This window comes from Bacillota bacterium (assembly GCA_023511455.1).
Taxonomy (GTDB): Bacteria; Armatimonadota; HRBIN16; order HRBIN16; family HRBIN16; genus HRBIN16.
Genome location: JAIMBJ010000021.1, coordinates 1 through 17,162 on the forward strand (window position 1 = coordinate 1; position 17,162 = coordinate 17,162).

A 17,162-nucleotide genomic window follows, 5' to 3' on the forward strand; every position below is an offset into this window, starting at 1 on the left:
TGTATTTGCAGGGCATCTCGCCGGTGCAGCGAAACAATGAGTGGCATCACTTTGACCCGTTGGGCACGGCGCAGGTGATTACGAACAGCAGTGCGCAGGTGGTGAGCAACAACCTGTATGACCTGTTCGGGGTGTTGCGCCATCCGCAGGGCAGTGCGCAGACGCCGTGGAGGTGGCTATCGGGTGCAGCCTCGGAAGAAGGAACGAGACTTGTGAGACCTACAAGGGTCGTGTCGGTGGCAGCAGAGATGGAGACTACGTGTGCCACGCCACCATCCGTACACATTGCGGCTGTCAACACGTTAGTGAAGATAACTCCGCTTTTCACCAAACAGGACTGCCGTGAGGCATGCGATTGTTTGTTCCCACGGCGAAAGGGTGAAAAATACAAACTCTGTCTGTGGGTTTGCAAAACCTTGAGGGGCAATACATGCGATGCGCTTTGGGCGTATTGCCAACACCTATTGCGTCACGGGCAGAAACCGGCGGCTGAGGTTTGCAAAACCCTGTACCTTCAACTCTGCTGGGGCAAGTAGGGGGTGTTCACAATGGGAGAGGTATCTTTAAATACTGAAGATGTTGGTAGCATTGGTGAAGCAGCGTGGATTCAGATGATTCGCCACCCCGATGACATGATGCGGTTTCGTGCACTGGTGATGCTTCTTTGGGACGATGAGTTCGAGTTTGTTGAGAACCTGCGGACCTCCCGCGAAGTCGCTGAGCAAGTGGTCGCTTTGTTAGATGACCCATCGCCGAAGGTGCGCGGCATGGCTATCTTGGCGCTGGGGCGCGTTCGTGCTATCGCAAGCATACCGAAATTGACCGCTATTCTTCGGCATCCGGACGAAACAACACCCTCAAAGGTGATGGCGGTAGCTGCTTTAGCCAACCAGCGTCATCCTGATACCGTCCGCGTGTTGAGGTATTTAGCCAATAGCCCAAAGGCGCCTCTGGAGGTGCGTGAGTCGAGCTTGCGTGCGCTGGGTGAATTAGGCGACACGGTGTGGCTTCGCAAGCAGATGAGATGTTTTCGTGCAGCCACCCATTGGGAACTTCGATGGGCGCTGGCGCAGGCTCTCATGTATGCTGGCATGGAGGAGTATCGTGACCTTCTAAGGGAACTTCAAAACGACCCAGAGATACCCAAAGACTTGCGTTCCTTGGCAAGGCGGCACCTACAAGCAAAAGGCTAATCGGCGGTCTATGAAGTGACGGTTTCTGTGTGTTGCGCTATGATTAGGGCAGTATGCAGACGCTGTGGAGGTGGCGATGGATACAGCCGGGGGAGGATGGGCTGTTAGTGATAACGGGGCAATTGTACTTACCGCAGCGGATGCTGATACCGCTGTTTAGCGGTAGCTACAACCTACGCAAGGACTGCCCGTTTGGTGAAGGAGGCCCTTACCCACGTTCCATGTGTGACCAGTTCGTCAAAGGCTGTTATCAAGATGCCGCCAGAGAGCGGGATGAGTGTGAAGGGAGACAAGCCGGTTTTTGCGATACTGCTAGGGTCGTCTGCTTGTTTTTGCCCGGCCCCTTGTTGAAGGTTTTTTGTTTCACAGCTGGTACAGTGTGTAGTCGAGACGATACCTGCGGAAACCGATATTCTGCGAGGATGAGCTTCTGTATGAGCTGTTTCGACATGTGTGTACGCAACAGCACGTCAGATTCCAGACAAGGAGGCAGCGTTAAATGACGGAAGCGTACATATTCGCATTCGCGGTCATTCTTCCGCCTCTGTTCTTGCACTTTAGTCTCTTGGCTTATGGACACGCAAGAACCATTTTGGGAACGGGGCGTCACCAAGTGGCTGACTACATTCGGCCACAAACGCTCCTTCCATACCTTTTTACAGCCCTATGGTTGGTCACGGGACTGACCTGTTCCTGGTACGGAAGAGATAGACTGCGCGCGTTTGTATCTGCGGCAGCCTACTGCATGTGGAACCAAACGGGCGATCGTAGTGCTCTGTTTCGTTCTTTGCACGATGTACCCGCCGCTCCCTTCGACTTTGGGCTCTTCTCTGTCGCAACGTTTTTAGTCCTGCAAGTAATCACCGACAAGCGTCTTCAACAGGGGAAATCTGTGGGCTATGTCGACATCACGCTTCTCTGGTTGTTATCGGCAGCTATTTACTGGGGGCTCGCGGGCATGTACTTTCACCGTATTGTTGCTCGCTACGGTGCTTGGTATCACCTATGCAACCGTTGATAGAGGTCGCTTTGGCAGCGACAGCAATTGTGGAGGATGCTCAGTGTATTTGGGGGTGTTCGTCCAATGCGACTCTTACGGCAACTGGAAGTTGCGGGCAACCCAAAACGAAGCCTCCTGCGGAGGCTGAAAACCTGCCATAGCAGTTGTTGTCCCTGTGTTGCCCGCGACTTCAGTCGCCGGGGCACTTGAGGTGTTTTTTTTCACACACCTTCTCAGACGATTTCAAAAGGAGGCACAGGAATGAAGACTGTACACCTGCTTGCTCTGGGTTTTACACTGGCGAGCCCAATCGCCGGGTTCGCAGGACAGTCCCCTCGCCACACCGATCACATTCTCGTGTTCAGTACGATGACCTTTGTGAAACACGACCAGTATCCACCTGAGACGAGGATAATGACGCTGATACAGTCCTCGTGCGGCATAGTGTGCGCAGACCTGGATAATGTCTCCATCCTCTCCACGGTCGACGGTCTTTTCCTCCTGGACAACAAACGTCGGATGGCGATCCGTATCTCGGGTGCCAAGATTTCCGATTTGTTTCTCTCCCTTACAGGGGTGCAGCGAGACTCAAAGGCTCGTGTTGTCTCTTCTAAGGTAACAGGCTACGTTTACCATCTTGGCTATCGCTGCCGTGTTGTACACCAGCAGCTGGAAGAGGAAGGAGTACGTTCCCAGCGGACAGAATGGGTTGCAAGGATTGGGAGCAACGATATCGTGCTTCGCCGCGCTGAAACCGGTTCCCAAGCATATTTTGTGCAGGAGGCATATCGGGTTACATCGGGAGCAGCCCAAAAATGGCTGACGATCCCCAGTGATTTCTCGATACAGGAATGCAGAAGCATACCAGGGGCGCTACAAAAGATTGCTGCCCATAGCGAATAGTCGCCAAGAACAACTCGTATGCCCTGTACGGTATGGTGCGGACGCTTGCAAGGTACGAGAGACACTTCGGGTACGGCGGGTGTGATTACGAACGGGAGCGCACAGGTGGTGAGCCACAACGTGTATGACGTCTTCGGGGTATTGCGCTACCAGCAGGGCAGCGCGCAGACGCCGTGGAGGTGGAAGCGGGAACGCCTTAGCGACGAAAGCATTCTCCTCAGCCTAGGTGGATGTTGGGTTATTATTCCTAGCAAACTTTGCATTGGACCGGGTTGCTCTGGGAACCCGAAGTGTCCGCCCAAGAAACCAAGAGACCCTGTTCACGGTGGCTGCCTTGCCATTTGCAAGTCTTTTGCAGCGTTTTGCCGAGGCGGTGTGATTGCGTCGAAGCTGTGCGAGCAGACACTAAAAGTGGGCTGTGAAGCCATTTGTGCAGACATCAGTTCGCGGAAGCCTTTTGAGGACTGTACGACACCATGTAAATCGGTTCCTAGAACGCAGTGCATGGATTGCTGCGCAGCGATTTGTCCTCCGGGCGGTTCAACGAAACTGTGCAACACCTACTGCACTAGGGAGGCGACGCCGGACGATGCCGATCACTGGGTGTGGAGGTGAGAGCGTTGAACAGACGCACAGCGCTGCTGCTACTCGCCGTTATGCTCGGGAGTGTGCTTGTGACCTATTTTGGGCTGCAACGACCGTCTCGGCACCTGAGTGTGGCAAATATTGACGACTCACGGGTGCAAAAAATCAGCCGTGTGGGTCCCATTCAGTTGCGGGTACCTTTGTATTTGCCGCCAAAAACGCAAACCTTGGCTGTTGAGCTCTCTTACGACGGCGAGGTCTGGAACAGCTTCCTACACGCTGTCACAATGTTGTCTTTGGACGAGGTTTACCAGTTTTACCGGCAAAAGTATTTCAAAGAGCGCGTGTATCTATATGACGCCAGAACTCCACGGACCTTCGGGACGCTCCGTTCTCGTCAGCCGCCCTATTTTGTGCTGGTGGTTTTTCCAGATCCTCGTCAGGAGCGACTGCGTTTTAGCTTTCAAGTCTATCCGAAGGTTTTCTCGGACGATGCTAAACAGTTGGAACTGTCTGAAAGGGAATCCAACATGACTTACATTTTTGTATCCCTACCTGAGCCTCAGGAGTTCACTATGTTGGGTAAGCCGCAACAAAAAGTGAAATACATCGTTTTATTACCACGCGCAGCTGAATAGAACCAGCCGCGTCTCGCAGAGCTTCGTTAAGCTGGTGAGGTGTCAAGAGCAATGCAGAAATCAGTGCGACAACGCGTGGTGTTGGTCGCCCTGTTGGGTGTGTTGGTGCTGCTGGGTGTTTTCCTGTATCGCCAGCTGCACGTAGGGTGGTTCCTTTTTGCTCTGCGGCATGACTACCCGCCCAAGACGTTCGTCACGGTAAGGTCACTGCTGCATAAGGCGGAGCGCGGCTATCCCCTATCCGCCGAAGAGTTCGAGATGGTGTCGGGGTATGCCGAACACTGGCATCCTGGCATCCGCGTGCGAGTGCTGACAACCTTTTTTTACTTGGCGGACGAGGAGCACGCGGAGCGGGCACGCCAGATAGCGATGGAGCGTCTCCGTGACCGTGACTGGCTGGTGCGTGTTTATGCGCTTCGTTCCCTCTACCATTTGAGGCATCCGGAGATTTACAGGATTGCCCAACAGCGGGTAGCCGACCCGCAGGAGCACGAGCGGGTGCGCGAATGGGCGCAGAGGATACTGTCTGTTTCAGAGAGGTGAACTACTCAGGTGATTCTGGCACTTTTGCAGGGCATCTCGCTGGTGCGGCGAAACAATGAGTGGCATCACTTTGACCCGTTAGGCACGGCGCAGGTGATTACGAACAGCAGTGCGCAGGTGGTGAGCAACAACCTGTATGACATATTCGGGGTGTTGCGGTATCAGCAGGGCAGTGCGCAGACGCCGTGAGACGGACTGCCCTGCGCCAAGGCGTGCTGTTTTTCATTCTGCTGGCGCGTGTCAACGCGGAGGCTGAAGCCCGCAGCAGGAGAGCGTTGTTCAGGTTGCAACAAGGGATTTAGCCCGCAATGACTCTGCATAGAGCGCCAGTTTGACCCACTGGCTGCGAGGGAGCCTCTGTCCGGCCGCCCCGCAGTACGGTCCTCCACGTCCAACTCCCCATTCGTCTGGCAGGGCAAACACCGCTTGCGGTAAAATATGCATAATCTATGGCACGAGTGCTGGCACTGGATATCGGTGAACGGCGTATCGGGGTGGCAATCAGCGACGAGGGAGGCGTCCTTGCACAGCCACTGCAGGTGATCGTACGCCAAGGCACAGCTACCGATGTGGCGCAGGTGGTGCGTCTGCTACAGGAGCAACAGGCACAGGAAATCGTAGTGGGAATGCCTTACACCCTGCGTGGACAGCAGGCGGGCGCGGCAGAGAAAGTGCAATCCTTTGTGTCCGCACTGCGCGAAGCCGTGCATGTTCCCATCGTTCTCGTCGACGAGCGGTTAAGCACCGTCGAGGCGGACAGGCGGATGAGGGAATCCAGTGTCCGGCGCGAGGCGCGTCGGAGCCGTGTGGATGCGGTTGCCGCCGCCCTCATCCTGGAGCGTTATCTGAGCGAGCGAAGGAACAAAGCGGATGGAGCCAACGGATAAACAGCGCACGGGGCGGTGGGTGTTGCTCTCCCTGAGCGTGCTGGCTCTGCTGCTGGCGGCTGGCTGGTTGTGGTGGCAGTTCCAGCCCGTGGGGCAGGGTTCTCTGCGTCTGGTGAAGGTGGAACCGGGCATGAACGCCCGCCAGATTGGGCAGAAGTTGCAACGGCAGGGCATCATCCGCCGCGCGTGGGCGTTTGAGTGGGTGGTGCGCGTTAAGGGGTGGAGCGGGCGCCTGCAGCCGGGCACCTACGAGCTGCGTCCCAGTATGTCGCCCCTGCAGATTGCGCGTCTCATCGCGGAGGGGCAGGTGGCGACCAGCTGGGTGACCATTCCCGAAGGCTATACCGTGCGCCAGATTGCAGCGTTGATGCAGGAGCGTGGCATTGCCGACCGCGAGGAGTTCCTGCGCCTTGCCACGCAGGAAGGTGATACCTTCTCCGCCTCGTTTCCGTTGCCGAAGAACCTGGAGGGCTACCTTTTCCCAAATACCTACCGCCTTCCACGGGGCACGGGGGCACGCGCGGCGATACAGAACATGATTTCCCTGCTGGAGCGCGAAGTCTACCAGAAGTACCGCGCCGAGATCGAGCAGTCGGGGTTCACCTTCCACCAGATTCTCACCATCGCGTCGATGATTGAGCGGGAGGCGAAAGTGTCGCAGGACCGCCCGCTGATTTCCGCCGTTATCCGCAACCGGCTGCAACGCGACATGAAGCTGGAGATAGACGCTACTGTGCTGTACGCGCTGGGCACGCACAAATCGCGCGTGCTGTATCGTGACCTGGAGGTAGATTCCGATTATAATACATACCGGCGAAAGGGGCTGCCTCCGGGACCGATTGCCAATCCGGGATTAGCCTGTATCGAGGCGGCATTGCGCCCGGCTCAGGTGGACTACCTGTATTACGTGGCGCGTCCGGACGGCAGCCATATCTTCACGCGCACGTTGCACGAGCATCGGGTGGCTATCGCACGGGCGCGGGCGGAACGAGCAAGAGCGACACCATGACGAAACGAGGCTGGCTGAGCTGGTGCCCCGATGAGGTGGTCTCCAGCGTTACCGACATCGACCCGACTGCACTGCTGCAGCAAGGCATTCGGGCGGTGCTGCTGGACCTGGATAATACGCTGGTGCCCTGGCAGAAGACAGATGTACCGGAAGCGATTCGGTGCTGGGTGGAGGCGTTGAAACAGGCAGGCTTGCGTCTGTGTCTGGTCTCCAACACCCGGCGGCGACGCAGGCTGGAGGTGCTTTCGAAAGATCTGGGCATTGCTTACGTGCCTAAGGCGTTCAAACCGCGCCGGTATGGTCTGCGGCAGGCTCTGGAGCAGCTGGGAACGACTCCTCAGCAGGCGGTGATGATTGGCGACCAGATGTTCACCGATGTCTGGGGAGGCAACCGCATGGGCATGCGCACCATACTGGTGCTTCCGATGGCGCGGCGCGAGTTCATCGGCACGAAGGTAAGTCGCCTTCTGGAACGAATATTACTGTGGGCGTACCGCCGGGCGGGTGTGTTGTCACGGGATGCGGGAACCAGCAAAACCATTTTAACGTCAAACAATCGAGGGGGAATCGGTTCGTGAGAGTGATTACGGGGCGGACACAAGTGGTGGGCGTGATGGGATATCCGGTGGAGCATAGCCTCTCTCCGGCAATGCACAACGCCGCGTTCGAGGCGTTGAATATGGACTGGGTTTATGTCCCTCTGCTCACCCCACCCGAAAACGTTCAGGAAGCCATCGCGGGATTGCGCGCGATGACTTTTCGGGGCGCGAATATTACCGTGCCTCTGAAGGAACTGATACCGCCTTTGATGGACGAGTTGAGCGAGGTAGCAAAGCAGATTGGCGCGGTCAACACGGTGTGTCGACGGGAAGATGGCACGCTGTATGGCACGAGCACCGATGGCATCGGTTTTCTGCGGTCGCTGGAATCGGAGCACGTGCTGATTGGTGACGACCTGCGCGTGGTGGTGCTGGGCACTGGCGGGTCAGCGCGTGCAGTGACGAACGCATTGATTCAGGTCGGTGCGAAGGTGACCGTGGTGAGCCGTCACCGCGACCGGGCGGCTCAGATGCTGTGGGAGCTGGGAGCAGAAGCCCATGCCCTGCAATACCATGACCCTGCGGTGGTGCAGGTGATGCGAGAAGCGCAGGTGCTGGTCAACACCACTCCTCTGGGGCTTTATCCCAATGTGGAGGAGATGCCGCCTATCCCGCTGGAAGGATTGCATCCGGATATGCTGGTGTACGACTTGGTTTACAATCCACCGGTGAGCAGGCTGCTTCGTGAGGCGCAAAAAAGAGGATGTGCCATCATGAACGGCGTAAAAATGCTTGTATACCAGGGGGCGGAATCCTTTCGATTGTGGACAGGGCAGTACCCGCCTGTGGATGTGATGGAGCAAGTGGTGCGAAAAGCACTGGGCATGGAGTTTGCTGGACAGATTGTGTAGAGGTTGTGTATCTCGTTATAAAATGCTATGATGATGTAACAGGAATCATCTGTGCATTCACCGGATACACCCGTTTCCGGCACGGGTGGGGAGCCAAACAAGTAAACGGGGTGAGAGAGCAATGGCAACCGTACGGAAGAGTCTCGGCGAGTACCTGGTCGAGCGGGGATACATCACGCGCGAGCAGCTGGAGCAGGCGCAAAAAATCCAGCGCAGCTCCGGTGGCGACCTGGGCAGGATTCTGATCGACAACCAGTGGGCGACACCTGCGCAGGTGGCGGAAGCGCGCGCGCAGGAACTAGGGGTTCCTTTTGTCGACCTGAACACCTTTACCATCGACCCCAGCGCGGTGAACGTGGTTCCCGAGCGCATTGCCCGACAGCACAAGGTGGTTCCCATCCTGAAGGATGGGAACGTGTTGACCGTGGCGATGGCGGACGTGAACAACGTGCTGGCGTTTGATGACCTGCGGCTGGTTTCGCGCTGCACCATTCGCCCTGCGCTGGCAGCAGCCGACGCCATCGAAGAGGCGATTAACCGCGCCTACCAGTCCGTGGTCGGCAAAGCGCCGGAAGCGGAAGCGTCCACCGCGGCGGCTGCGCCCGTCGGCGGGGGGATGATGGCGCAGATTAAAGCGGATATCGCACAGGTTGGCGTGGGCATGGATGTGGACGAAGAGGACGTGGAAAGCGCAGCGCGCGTGGCAGAAGAAGCTCCTATCGTGCGCATTGCCAACACCATTATCCAGCAGGCGGTTAAAGAGCGCGCATCGGATATCCATGTGGAGCCTCAGGAGCGCGGCGTGCGAATCCGCTACCGCATTGACGGTGTCTTGCACGAGATTATGACCCTGCCCAAGTACATTCAGGCTCCACTCATCTCCCGCTACAAGATTATGGCGGAGATGAACATCGCGGAGCGTCGCCTCCCGCAAGACGGACGTATCCCCATCCGCGTGGAAGGCAAAGATTACGACCTGCGTGTGTCTTCTATCCCCGTTCACCTCAGCTCTGGCATGGGCGAGAAAATCGTCATGCGTATCCTGGACAAGACCAGCATCCTGATCGGGCTGGAGAAACTGGGCTTCACGCCTGAAGTTCAGGCGCAGCTGGAAGAACTGGTCATCCAGCCGAACGGTATGGTGCTCTCCACCGGTCCGACGGGTTCGGGAAAGACCACTACCCAGTATTCGGTGCTGCACAAACTCAACTCGATTGAAAAGAACATCATCACCATCGAGGACCCTGTGGAGTACCAGCTACCGGGTATCAGCCAGGTGCAGGTGAACCGCAAAGCCGGATTGACCTTTGCGAACGCTCTGCGCTCGTTCCTGCGCCAGGACCCCGATATCATCATGGTCGGTGAAATGCGCGACCTGGAAACGGCGGAAATCGCGATTGAGGCATCGCTGACGGGACACCTCGTTCTGACCACCCTGCACACCAACGACGCCCCGTCGGCGGTTATCCGTATGATTGATATGGGTGTGGAGCCGTACCTTATCTCGGCAACCGTGATTGGTGTTCTGGCACAGCGTCTGGCACGCCGTCTCTGCCCGCACTGCAAGGAACCGTACGAGGTGCCTGCCGCCGAACTGCGGCGGTTTGGCTTCCGTCCGGAACACCCTGACCAGATGGTAACGCTCTGGCGAGGGCGAGGCTGTGAGGCGTGCCGGTATACCGGGTTCCGCGGACGTATCGGCATCTTTGAACTAATGCGGGTGAACGACGAAATCGCGGAACTGATTGTCCGGCGTGCACCGCTGGCAGACATCCGCGACGCGGCAAAGGCGAACGGCATGCATGAACTGCGTGAGGATGGCTTGCTAAAGGTTCTGGAAGGCGTTACCACACCGGACGAAGTGATGCGTGTGGTCTTCACCGCAGGGCACTAACAACCATCAAGGGAGGCAGAACTTTCCGTGGAGCAGACAACGCAGTTCGATATCGAACCAACCATCGGAGGGCAAACCGCTGCCCCCTCCGCGGCGACGGCGGTGCGTCCACGCAGTCTCGAGGATGCGCACATCGACGACCTGCTGCGTATCGTCGTCGAAAAGGGGGCGTCTGACCTGCATCTGTGTGCAGGCGTACCACCTGTCATCCGCGTGGACGGCAGGTTGATACCCACCAATTATGAAAAAGCCACGCCGCAGGACACCCAGCGGCTCATGTACGATATCCTGACCGACGAGCAAATCCAGCGGTTCGAGAGCACCCTGGAGCTGGACTTCTCGTACTCGCTGGGCAAAATGGCACGCTTCCGCGTCAACGTGTATCGCGACCGGGGCGCAGTGGCGGCGGCGTTCCGACTGATTCCCACTCGCATCCCGACTATTCGTGAGCTGAACCTGCCGCCGGTGCTGGAAGAGCTCACGCGCCTGCCGCGCGGATTGATTATTGTCACCGGACCTACCGGTTCGGGAAAGTCCACCACCCAGGCGGCGATGATTAACCAGATTAACATGGAGCGGAGCGTGCACATCGTCACCATCGAGGACCCGATTGAATATCTCCACTCGCACCGCTTCAGCATCATCAACCAGCGTGAGCTGGGGCAGGATACCAGGTCGTTCCATAATGCGCTGCGGGCGGTTCTGCGCGAGGACCCGGACGTGATTCTCGTTGGAGAGATGCGCGACCCGGAGACCATCGCACTGGCGATTACCGCAGCCGAAACCGGACACCTCGTGCTGGCGACCCTGCACACCAACAGTGCAGCCACCACGATTGACCGTATCGTGGACGTATTCCCGCCTGGACAGCAGGAGCAAATCCGCATCCAGCTCTCCAACAGCATTCAGGCGGTCATCTGCCAGCAACTGCTGCCCCGCGCGGGACAACCGGGGCGCGTGCCCGCGGTAGAGGTGATGATTGCCACTCCGGCGATTCGAAACCTGATTCGCGAAAACAAGGCACACCAGATTACCTCGGTCATCCAGACCAGCGCGAACGTGGGCATGCAGACGATGGACCAGTCGCTGCGTGACCTGTACATGAAGGGCTGGATTACACTGGAAGAGGCGCTCTCGCGGGCAATGAACCCCGACGAGCTGAAGAAGATGATATCGCCCACCACAGTGACCGAGGGCACCGTCGTGGCGCGTGGACGATAGACGAGCGGAACCGTAGCCGCAGGCTTCAGCCTGCGCTTCAGATAGACCGTTACATGGAATCGTAGCCGCAGGCTTTAGCCTGCGCCGCTGCAGAGGAGGGATCAACAATGCCAACTTTTGCTTACACCTTCCGCGATGCGGCGGGTACCGTGCGTTCTGGCACCTCGGAGGCGGAAAGCGCAGAAACCCTGCGCCGGCGTTTGCAGGAGCAGGGCTTTACCGTCACCGAGGTGCGTCAGGTGCGCGCACAACGACCAGGCGGCGGTTGGGGACGCGTGAAGCTCAGCGACCTGGCGATTTTCTGCCGCCAGTTCTCCACCATGCAGGATGCAGGAGTGTCCATCGTGCGCAGTCTGGACGTACTGGCTCAGCAGACCCAGAGCCCCAAACTGCGACGCATCATCATGGACATTCAGGCGGAAGTGGAAGCCGGTCAGACGCTTTCGAAAGCGATGAGCAAGTACCCGAACGTGTTCTCCAACCTGTTCATCGGTTTGATACGGGCAGGCGAAGTGGGTGGCGTTCTGGAGGAGAGCCTGCAGCGTCTGGCGGCGTTCCTCGAGGCGGATGTCGCCCTGCGCCGTAAGGTGCGCGCCGCGATGACCTACCCCACCATCGTGGTGATTGCCGCGCTGGCGATCGTTATCGGGCTGGTGACGTTCATCCTGCCCAAGTTCTTCGACGTGTTCAGGGACCTGGGCATCAAAGACTTCCCGGTGATGACGCAGATGCTGATGGATTTCAGCAACTTCCTCACCAGCCGATGGTACGTGATGATCGCTATCGTGGTGCTGGTGGTCATGGCGTTCCGCATGTTTGTGCGCACCCGTATCGGACGCAGGCTGTATGACCGCCTGAAGCTGAAGCTGCCCGTCTTCGGTCCGCTGAACCACAAAATCGCACTGGCGCGCTTCTCGCGCACACTCAGCACCCTGCTCAGCTCCGGCGTGCCTATCCTGCAGGCTCTGGAGACGGTGGCAGGTACGGTGGCGAACGAGATTATCGCCGAGGCGGTGATGGAAGCGCGCGCCCGCATCCGTGAGGGTGACCGAATCGGACCGCCACTGGAGAAAAGCGGCATGTTCCCGCCGATGGTGGTGCACATGATTTCCATCGGTGAGGAGTCGGGTGCGCTCGACCAGATGCTGTCCAAAGTGGCAGACTTCTACGAGTCGGAGGTGGAGTCCACCCTGCAATCGCTTACCTCAGCGATTGAGCCGGTGCTCATCGTGCTGCTGGGTGGCATGGTGGGCTTCATCGTCATCTCGTTGCTGTTGCCGCTGATTACAGCGGTGCAGAGCCTTGCCGGTGGACAGGGCGGCGCCGAAGGCGGCGGATAAGCGTTCAGGGGGCGAGCGAGACATCGCCCCCTGCAGGCAACAGGAAGGATGCGAACCGACGGATTATGCCGGAATGGTACATCGGGCTGGTGGTGTTTATCTACGGGACGGTGGTAGGTAGCTTCCTGAACGTGCTTATCTACCGCCTCCCACGTGGTTTATCTATCGTCAAGCCACGTTCCCACTGCCCGAGCTGTAAGACCGAGCTGCGTGCCAGAGACCTGATACCTTTGCTCAGCTTCCTCTGGCAGCGCGGCAAATGTCGCTACTGTGGCACGCACATCTCCTGGCGCTATTTCTGGGTGGAGCTGACGACCGGACTGCTATTCTGGGGCATTTACTGGCGTTACGGCTGGAGCTGGGATACCCTGTTTTATGTGTTTTTTGCGGCAGCGCTGATAGCCGCTTTCTTTATAGACCTGGAACATTTTTTGATTCCTGATGGATTAAACGTCTTCATGCTGGCGCTGGGCATCGCCCGCAACGCTGTGCTTATTGCCGAAGACAGCCCTCAGGCGTGGATGACCGTAGGCGGGTGGAAACTGCCTTACGCGCTGGTAGGCGCGGTAGTATGTACACTGCTTTTTGCGACCATCGCTGTGATGGGGCGAGTGATGTTTCGAAAGGACGCTATGGGCTTTGGAGACGTGAAATTGGCGCGGGCGATTGGCACGCTGATGCCTTTGAAACTCGCGTTGCTGGCTTTTGCGGGCGCGGTGGCTCTGGGAGCTATCGTGGGAGGATTGCTGGTTATCTTCACGCTGAAACGGCAATCCCCTGCAGGTGCTCCGTCCGCAGCCGGGGCTGCGCCGTCCACTCCTCCTGAACCTCTGACGCAGATGTTGCTCTACAGCCTCGCGCTGCTGGTTGCACTGGATGTGCTGATATTCCTCTATGACGGCGTGCGCTCCCTGTTTTCGTCGCGCAAAGTTTCCGGGGCGAGCTCGGAGGAAGAGGAGTTCGTGCCGGGTTTGACCACTATCCCATTCGGTCCTTATATCGTGGCGGCTACACTCATCGCGCTGATAGGCAAGCCCTATGTGCTGTCGTTGTGGGATGCCTACTGGCGCTGGGCAACAGGAGGTGGGTAGGCGATGGCAGTGCAAGCAGTTTCCAAACCCATCACCTACGAGGAATGGCTGCGGATGCCGGAGACGAACCAGCGTTATGAGATTGTCGACGGAGTGTTGCAAATGTCACCTGCGCCGAATATGCTACACCAGCTGCTCGTTGGGGAGCTGTCTGGGATTTTCCGAAAGTTGGTGCCAAAATCAGTAGGATTGGTAGTTACGGCTCCCATTGACGTAACCGTTTCTCGGTCTCCGCTGAAGGTGCGCCAGCCGGATGTGATGGTGGTATTGTTCCGTGAGGATGGCTGGCGCGATGTGCAGGCGTTGCTGGATGCGCCGCCCGGGGAGGTTATACCAGACCTGGTGGTGGTAGTGCTGTCTCCCAGTGAAAGTAGGGTAGCCGTTCAGGAGAAGATAGAGGATTACCAGCGCGCTGGCGTTCGGGAGGCGTGGATTGTCAGTCCAGAGGCGCAGACGGTAGAGGTACTGCGCTTGAGCGCACAGAAAACCGAGCGCATCGGCTTGTACGGGCGGGGAGATACCGTCCGTTCGGAATTATTGCCAGAATTGCAAGTAGATACCGACCGCCTCTTCGCGTAGGGGAACAATACGCCCGGAGGCGTCGTCAAAACCGACAGGAAAGGAACGAGGTGACCGACTATGCGAGACCGGATTTGCACCAGAGCGTTCACGATGGTGGAGATGCTGACGGTGATAGCGATTATCGCCGTGCTCGCCGCCATCATTTTTCCCGTAGCGGCAACGGTGCGCGAACAGGCACGTCGCACCACCACCATGTCCAACCTGCACCAGATACAGGTTGCGTTAAAGCTGTACAAACAGGACAATCGAGTGTATCCCGAGGTGCTGTTGGGCTACGTGGAGTTCGACAACAGCAACAACCCCATACCTGCGGACAGAATCCGCGGGGGCTTCCTGTATCAGGCTTACATCCGTGACATCAACATCTTCCGCAGCCCGAACAATCCGGTGAACGACAAAGTGAGCTGGCGGGCGGTGGAGGTGATGCTGCCCGACCCGAGCAATCCCAGCGTGCGTACCAACGAAATTAACGGCGTGCTGGTAACTCGTCCCTTCTACGTCTTTGACAGCATGGACGTGGGGCAGACCTGCCCGGGCAGTGGGGTGTTCGAGCAGCACTACAGCCTGTATCGCCCTTACATGCCGACAAGCAATACCGCTGGCCCTCTGGATGACATGTGCCAGCTGCAGTACAACCTGCCGCCGGAGAACACTATCGTGACCTGGGTGTCCGACCATCGTAGTTGCGACAGGACAGGCAGGCCTACTGCCGGCAGCAAAGACATCGTGCTGCTGCTCAGCGGTACGGCGAAACCGGTCGACTCGCGCATCATTGCCCAGAAGATGACCGGCAACGACCCGAACTTCAGCAATGCAGGGCAGAACAAGTTCTGGTGCCTGGACTGAGGCAGGATTGCCGTGCGCTCGGTTGAAGTGGACGCAACGTTGTTACCGTGCATGACAAGGAGCGGATGAGATATTGCGCTCACGTTGTGCATGACAGGGGGACGGTCATAACCCACCAGATGGTAGGCGGTGGAGGCGAACATGAAAAAGAATTCAAGAGCATACGCCTTTTCGCTGATTGAGGTGCTGGCGGCGATAGCCGTGCTGACCATCGGCATACTGGTCATTCTGAAGCTGTTTCCGGGCGGTTTCTTCGTGACCCGCGCCGCGGAGAACCGCTCGTTTGCCAGCCGACTGGCTCAGCAGGAGATCGAGCGGTGGAAAAACAGCGCGACCGCGCTGCCTGCGGGTATCCTCGCGCTGGCACCGTACAGCGACGGCAGCGCGACGGGGGAGGCTATCGATGTCGGGGCGCATCCCGATAACCTCGCACCGCCCTTGTTGCCGACTGGCATCGACCCTTACTACTACTCCGACATCAACCGCTGGCGGCGAGTGGTGGGCGAAAAGGTGCGAATCCCCATCCCTGTGCCTACCATGGTCGGACAGGGCTCTGTGTACGTGCTGGCGGCGGGCCCGTTCGTGGACCAGCCGCTATACGACCCGGTCTCGCAGGTGTGGCGGCTGAGTAACCTGAATGTGTACGGCTCGCCGATGGTGCGCATCTGGTGGCAGGCGCAAGAGGATGCTCCACCGCCGTTGCGTCGTCCGCATCAGTACGCCATCGACTACGACGCCAGCGACGATGGCTCGCACGATGATGTGGTCATCTGGTTCTATCCGACGCCGTACCCGCGCGATTTCACCATCTCCTACGACTACTATGACGGCAATGACGGCTGGAAACTGAAGTCGGTTTCCAAGACCATTCCCAACGTGGTGAGCCTGACCGGCGAGCCAGTGAAAATTGAACTGCGCAGTTATGTCGGACCCGATGGCAGGCCGATTCTGGAGTCGGGATGGCGTATGCGCGGGGGCAGTGAGCTGGTCAGCCGCGAGTTCCGGTTGCTTCCGCTGGCACAGGCGTGGTCCGATGACCCCTACGAGTTCAAGATACTGCACGGCAACATCGGTCCCTATGCCAACGTGGGCGTTCTGCTGTTCAACCCGCGTGGGCGCGACTACACCGAGCGTACAGCCCGCGGCGTGGTGCCGCTCACCGCGCACATCGATTACACCGTGCTGGACTGGCACATTATCCGCGAGGACCGGCTGGTTCCCACAGTGCCTGCCGAAATCAGGCTGAACCTGCGCTTCCTGCGCAAACGCGGCGATAAGCTGGATGACCAGACCACTTATGAAGGGCTAATAAGGGGTGTGAACTGGAACACACTGCCGCCTAATGACCCGTTACGCCAGCAACCGGACTTCGTGGCGGTGGACCTGCAGACGGGGCAGGTCATTGACCCCATCGTCGGGCAGGGGGATACCGGCTCGTATCAGGTGGATTACCGCAACGGCATCGTGAACGTGGTGGATCCCACTCTGGCGGGACATACCCTGCGTTTCTACTATCAGGCGGACGGCGACTGGGGCGTTCTGGTTCTCAAGCCGTACGAGTTGTATCGCGAGCGATACGGCAATCTACTCAGCTACCGCGAGTTTTACGTGGGCGGCGGGCCCGATGGTGGCTCACCCACGCGCATCTACTTCCCCGTGTGCGATGCCGGCAAGCAGGTGATACTTGGGGAAGTGTACTACGTAGATAGCGCACTGGGCAAAGATGTGATGCGTGGCGTGCTGGCACGCATCAGCAACCGCACCGAAACAGTGGGGGGACGACCCCTGTGTTACATCGATATCCGCGACATCAAATCCACCGCGGTGTCGCTGGACCTGGATGCCTACAACACGTACGGATACGTGGTGCGTGGTGTGAAAGGTGCGTCGTTCAAGGCGCGTGTTATCTGGAAGGAGAACAACCGCTGGCAGCGCTATGAGGTGGAAACCATCCTCACGCGCGAAATGGAATAACACTTA

General features: G+C 58.1%; 18 protein-coding genes. All 18 read left to right on the forward strand.

What is annotated here, in order from left to right:
* The coding region (locus K6U75_11385) for a hypothetical protein (GenBank protein MCL6475641.1) at positions 1 to 536 on the forward strand (536 nt) is incomplete at its 5' end.
* A 12-nt stretch (positions 537 to 548) separates the two neighbouring features.
* Complete coding sequence (locus K6U75_11390) at positions 549 to 1,193, forward strand: HEAT repeat domain-containing protein (GenBank protein MCL6475642.1); 645 nt, start codon at positions 549 to 551, stop codon at positions 1,191 to 1,193.
* 499 nt (positions 1,194 to 1,692) lie between these two features.
* Positions 1,693 to 2,211: a hypothetical protein gene (locus tag K6U75_11395; GenBank protein MCL6475643.1), complete on the forward strand. Its 519-nt coding sequence runs from the start codon at positions 1,693 to 1,695 to the stop codon at positions 2,209 to 2,211.
* Between the two features lie 243 nt (positions 2,212 to 2,454).
* A complete protein-coding gene (locus K6U75_11400) occupies positions 2,455 to 3,096 on the forward strand; it encodes a hypothetical protein (protein ID MCL6475644.1) in 642 nt (213 codons plus the stop codon).
* A gap of 620 nt (positions 3,097 to 3,716) precedes the next feature.
* Positions 3,717 to 4,319, forward strand: coding sequence for a hypothetical protein (locus K6U75_11405; protein MCL6475645.1), 603 nt, complete (start codon positions 3,717 to 3,719; stop codon positions 4,317 to 4,319).
* A 51-nt stretch (positions 4,320 to 4,370) separates the two neighbouring features.
* The gene (locus tag K6U75_11410; GenBank protein ID MCL6475646.1) at positions 4,371 to 4,862 is read left to right on the forward strand and encodes a hypothetical protein; all 492 of its coding nucleotides are present in this window, start codon (positions 4,371 to 4,373) and stop codon (positions 4,860 to 4,862) included.
* A gap of 9 nt (positions 4,863 to 4,871) precedes the next feature.
* The gene (locus tag K6U75_11415; GenBank protein MCL6475647.1) at positions 4,872 to 5,051 is read left to right on the forward strand and encodes a hypothetical protein; all 180 of its coding nucleotides are present in this window, start codon (positions 4,872 to 4,874) and stop codon (positions 5,049 to 5,051) included.
* A gap of 260 nt (positions 5,052 to 5,311) precedes the next feature.
* Positions 5,312 to 5,749 (forward strand): Holliday junction resolvase RuvX, encoded by a 438-nt coding sequence (gene ruvX / locus K6U75_11420; protein ID MCL6475648.1) that lies wholly within the window; start codon positions 5,312 to 5,314, stop codon positions 5,747 to 5,749.
* The gene (gene mltG, locus K6U75_11425) at positions 5,733 to 6,758 is read left to right on the forward strand and encodes an endolytic transglycosylase MltG (protein ID MCL6475649.1); all 1,026 of its coding nucleotides are present in this window, start codon (positions 5,733 to 5,735) and stop codon (positions 6,756 to 6,758) included. The genes ruvX and mltG overlap by 17 nt, the downstream gene beginning before the upstream one ends.
* Positions 6,755 to 7,336, forward strand: a complete 582-nt coding sequence (locus K6U75_11430; GenBank protein ID MCL6475650.1) for a YqeG family HAD IIIA-type phosphatase — start codon at positions 6,755 to 6,757, stop codon at positions 7,334 to 7,336. The genes mltG and K6U75_11430 overlap by 4 nt, the downstream gene beginning before the upstream one ends.
* The gene (locus K6U75_11435) at positions 7,333 to 8,208 is read left to right on the forward strand and encodes a shikimate dehydrogenase (GenBank protein ID MCL6475651.1); all 876 of its coding nucleotides are present in this window, start codon (positions 7,333 to 7,335) and stop codon (positions 8,206 to 8,208) included. Before K6U75_11430 ends, K6U75_11435 begins: the two co-directional genes overlap by 4 nt.
* 121 nt (positions 8,209 to 8,329) lie before the next feature.
* A complete protein-coding gene (gene tadA, locus K6U75_11440; protein MCL6475652.1) occupies positions 8,330 to 10,102 on the forward strand; it encodes a Flp pilus assembly complex ATPase component TadA in 1,773 nt (590 codons plus the stop codon).
* Between the two features lie 132 nt (positions 10,103 to 10,234).
* On the forward strand, positions 10,235 to 11,323 hold the full coding sequence (locus K6U75_11445) for a type IV pilus twitching motility protein PilT (protein ID MCL6475653.1): 1,089 nt from the start codon (positions 10,235 to 10,237) through the stop codon (positions 11,321 to 11,323).
* A gap of 107 nt (positions 11,324 to 11,430) precedes the next feature.
* Entirely contained in the window at positions 11,431 to 12,663 is a 1,233-nt protein-coding gene (locus K6U75_11450; protein ID MCL6475654.1) for a type II secretion system F family protein, read from the forward strand.
* Positions 12,664 to 12,728: 65 nt separating this feature from the next.
* Positions 12,729 to 13,754 (forward strand): prepilin peptidase, encoded by a 1,026-nt coding sequence (locus tag K6U75_11455; GenBank protein MCL6475655.1) that lies wholly within the window; start codon positions 12,729 to 12,731, stop codon positions 13,752 to 13,754.
* Positions 13,755 to 13,757: 3 nt separating this feature from the next.
* Positions 13,758 to 14,333, forward strand: coding sequence for a Uma2 family endonuclease (locus tag K6U75_11460; protein MCL6475656.1), 576 nt, complete (start codon positions 13,758 to 13,760; stop codon positions 14,331 to 14,333).
* 60 nt (positions 14,334 to 14,393) lie between these two features.
* The gene (locus K6U75_11465) at positions 14,394 to 15,182 is read left to right on the forward strand and encodes a prepilin-type N-terminal cleavage/methylation domain-containing protein (protein ID MCL6475657.1); all 789 of its coding nucleotides are present in this window, start codon (positions 14,394 to 14,396) and stop codon (positions 15,180 to 15,182) included.
* Positions 15,183 to 15,323: 141 nt separating this feature from the next.
* Positions 15,324 to 17,156 (forward strand): hypothetical protein, encoded by a 1,833-nt coding sequence (locus K6U75_11470; protein ID MCL6475658.1) that lies wholly within the window; start codon positions 15,324 to 15,326, stop codon positions 17,154 to 17,156.
* Positions 17,157 to 17,162: the final 6 nt, after the last annotated feature.

Coding starts and splice junctions, on each gene's coding strand:
- K6U75_11410 (MCL6475646.1), top strand. CDS start 4,371: ATGCAGAAATCAGTGCGACAACGCGTGGTGTTGGTCGCCCTGTTGGGT.
- mltG (MCL6475649.1), top strand. CDS start 5,733: ATGGAGCCAACGGATAAACAGCGCACGGGGCGGTGGGTGTTGCTCTCC.
- K6U75_11390 (MCL6475642.1), top strand. CDS start 549: ATGGGAGAGGTATCTTTAAATACTGAAGATGTTGGTAGCATTGGTGAA.
- K6U75_11430 (MCL6475650.1), top strand. CDS start 6,755: ATGACGAAACGAGGCTGGCTGAGCTGGTGCCCCGATGAGGTGGTCTCC.
- ruvX (MCL6475648.1), top strand. CDS start 5,312: ATGGCACGAGTGCTGGCACTGGATATCGGTGAACGGCGTATCGGGGTG.
- K6U75_11450 (MCL6475654.1), top strand. CDS start 11,431: ATGCCAACTTTTGCTTACACCTTCCGCGATGCGGCGGGTACCGTGCGT.
- K6U75_11465 (MCL6475657.1), top strand. CDS start 14,394: ATGCGAGACCGGATTTGCACCAGAGCGTTCACGATGGTGGAGATGCTG.
- K6U75_11400 (MCL6475644.1), top strand. CDS start 2,455: ATGAAGACTGTACACCTGCTTGCTCTGGGTTTTACACTGGCGAGCCCA.
- K6U75_11470 (MCL6475658.1), top strand. CDS start 15,324: ATGAAAAAGAATTCAAGAGCATACGCCTTTTCGCTGATTGAGGTGCTG.
- K6U75_11395 (MCL6475643.1), top strand. CDS start 1,693: ATGACGGAAGCGTACATATTCGCATTCGCGGTCATTCTTCCGCCTCTG.
- tadA (MCL6475652.1), top strand. CDS start 8,330: ATGGCAACCGTACGGAAGAGTCTCGGCGAGTACCTGGTCGAGCGGGGA.
- K6U75_11455 (MCL6475655.1), top strand. CDS start 12,729: ATGCCGGAATGGTACATCGGGCTGGTGGTGTTTATCTACGGGACGGTG.
- K6U75_11460 (MCL6475656.1), top strand. CDS start 13,758: ATGGCAGTGCAAGCAGTTTCCAAACCCATCACCTACGAGGAATGGCTG.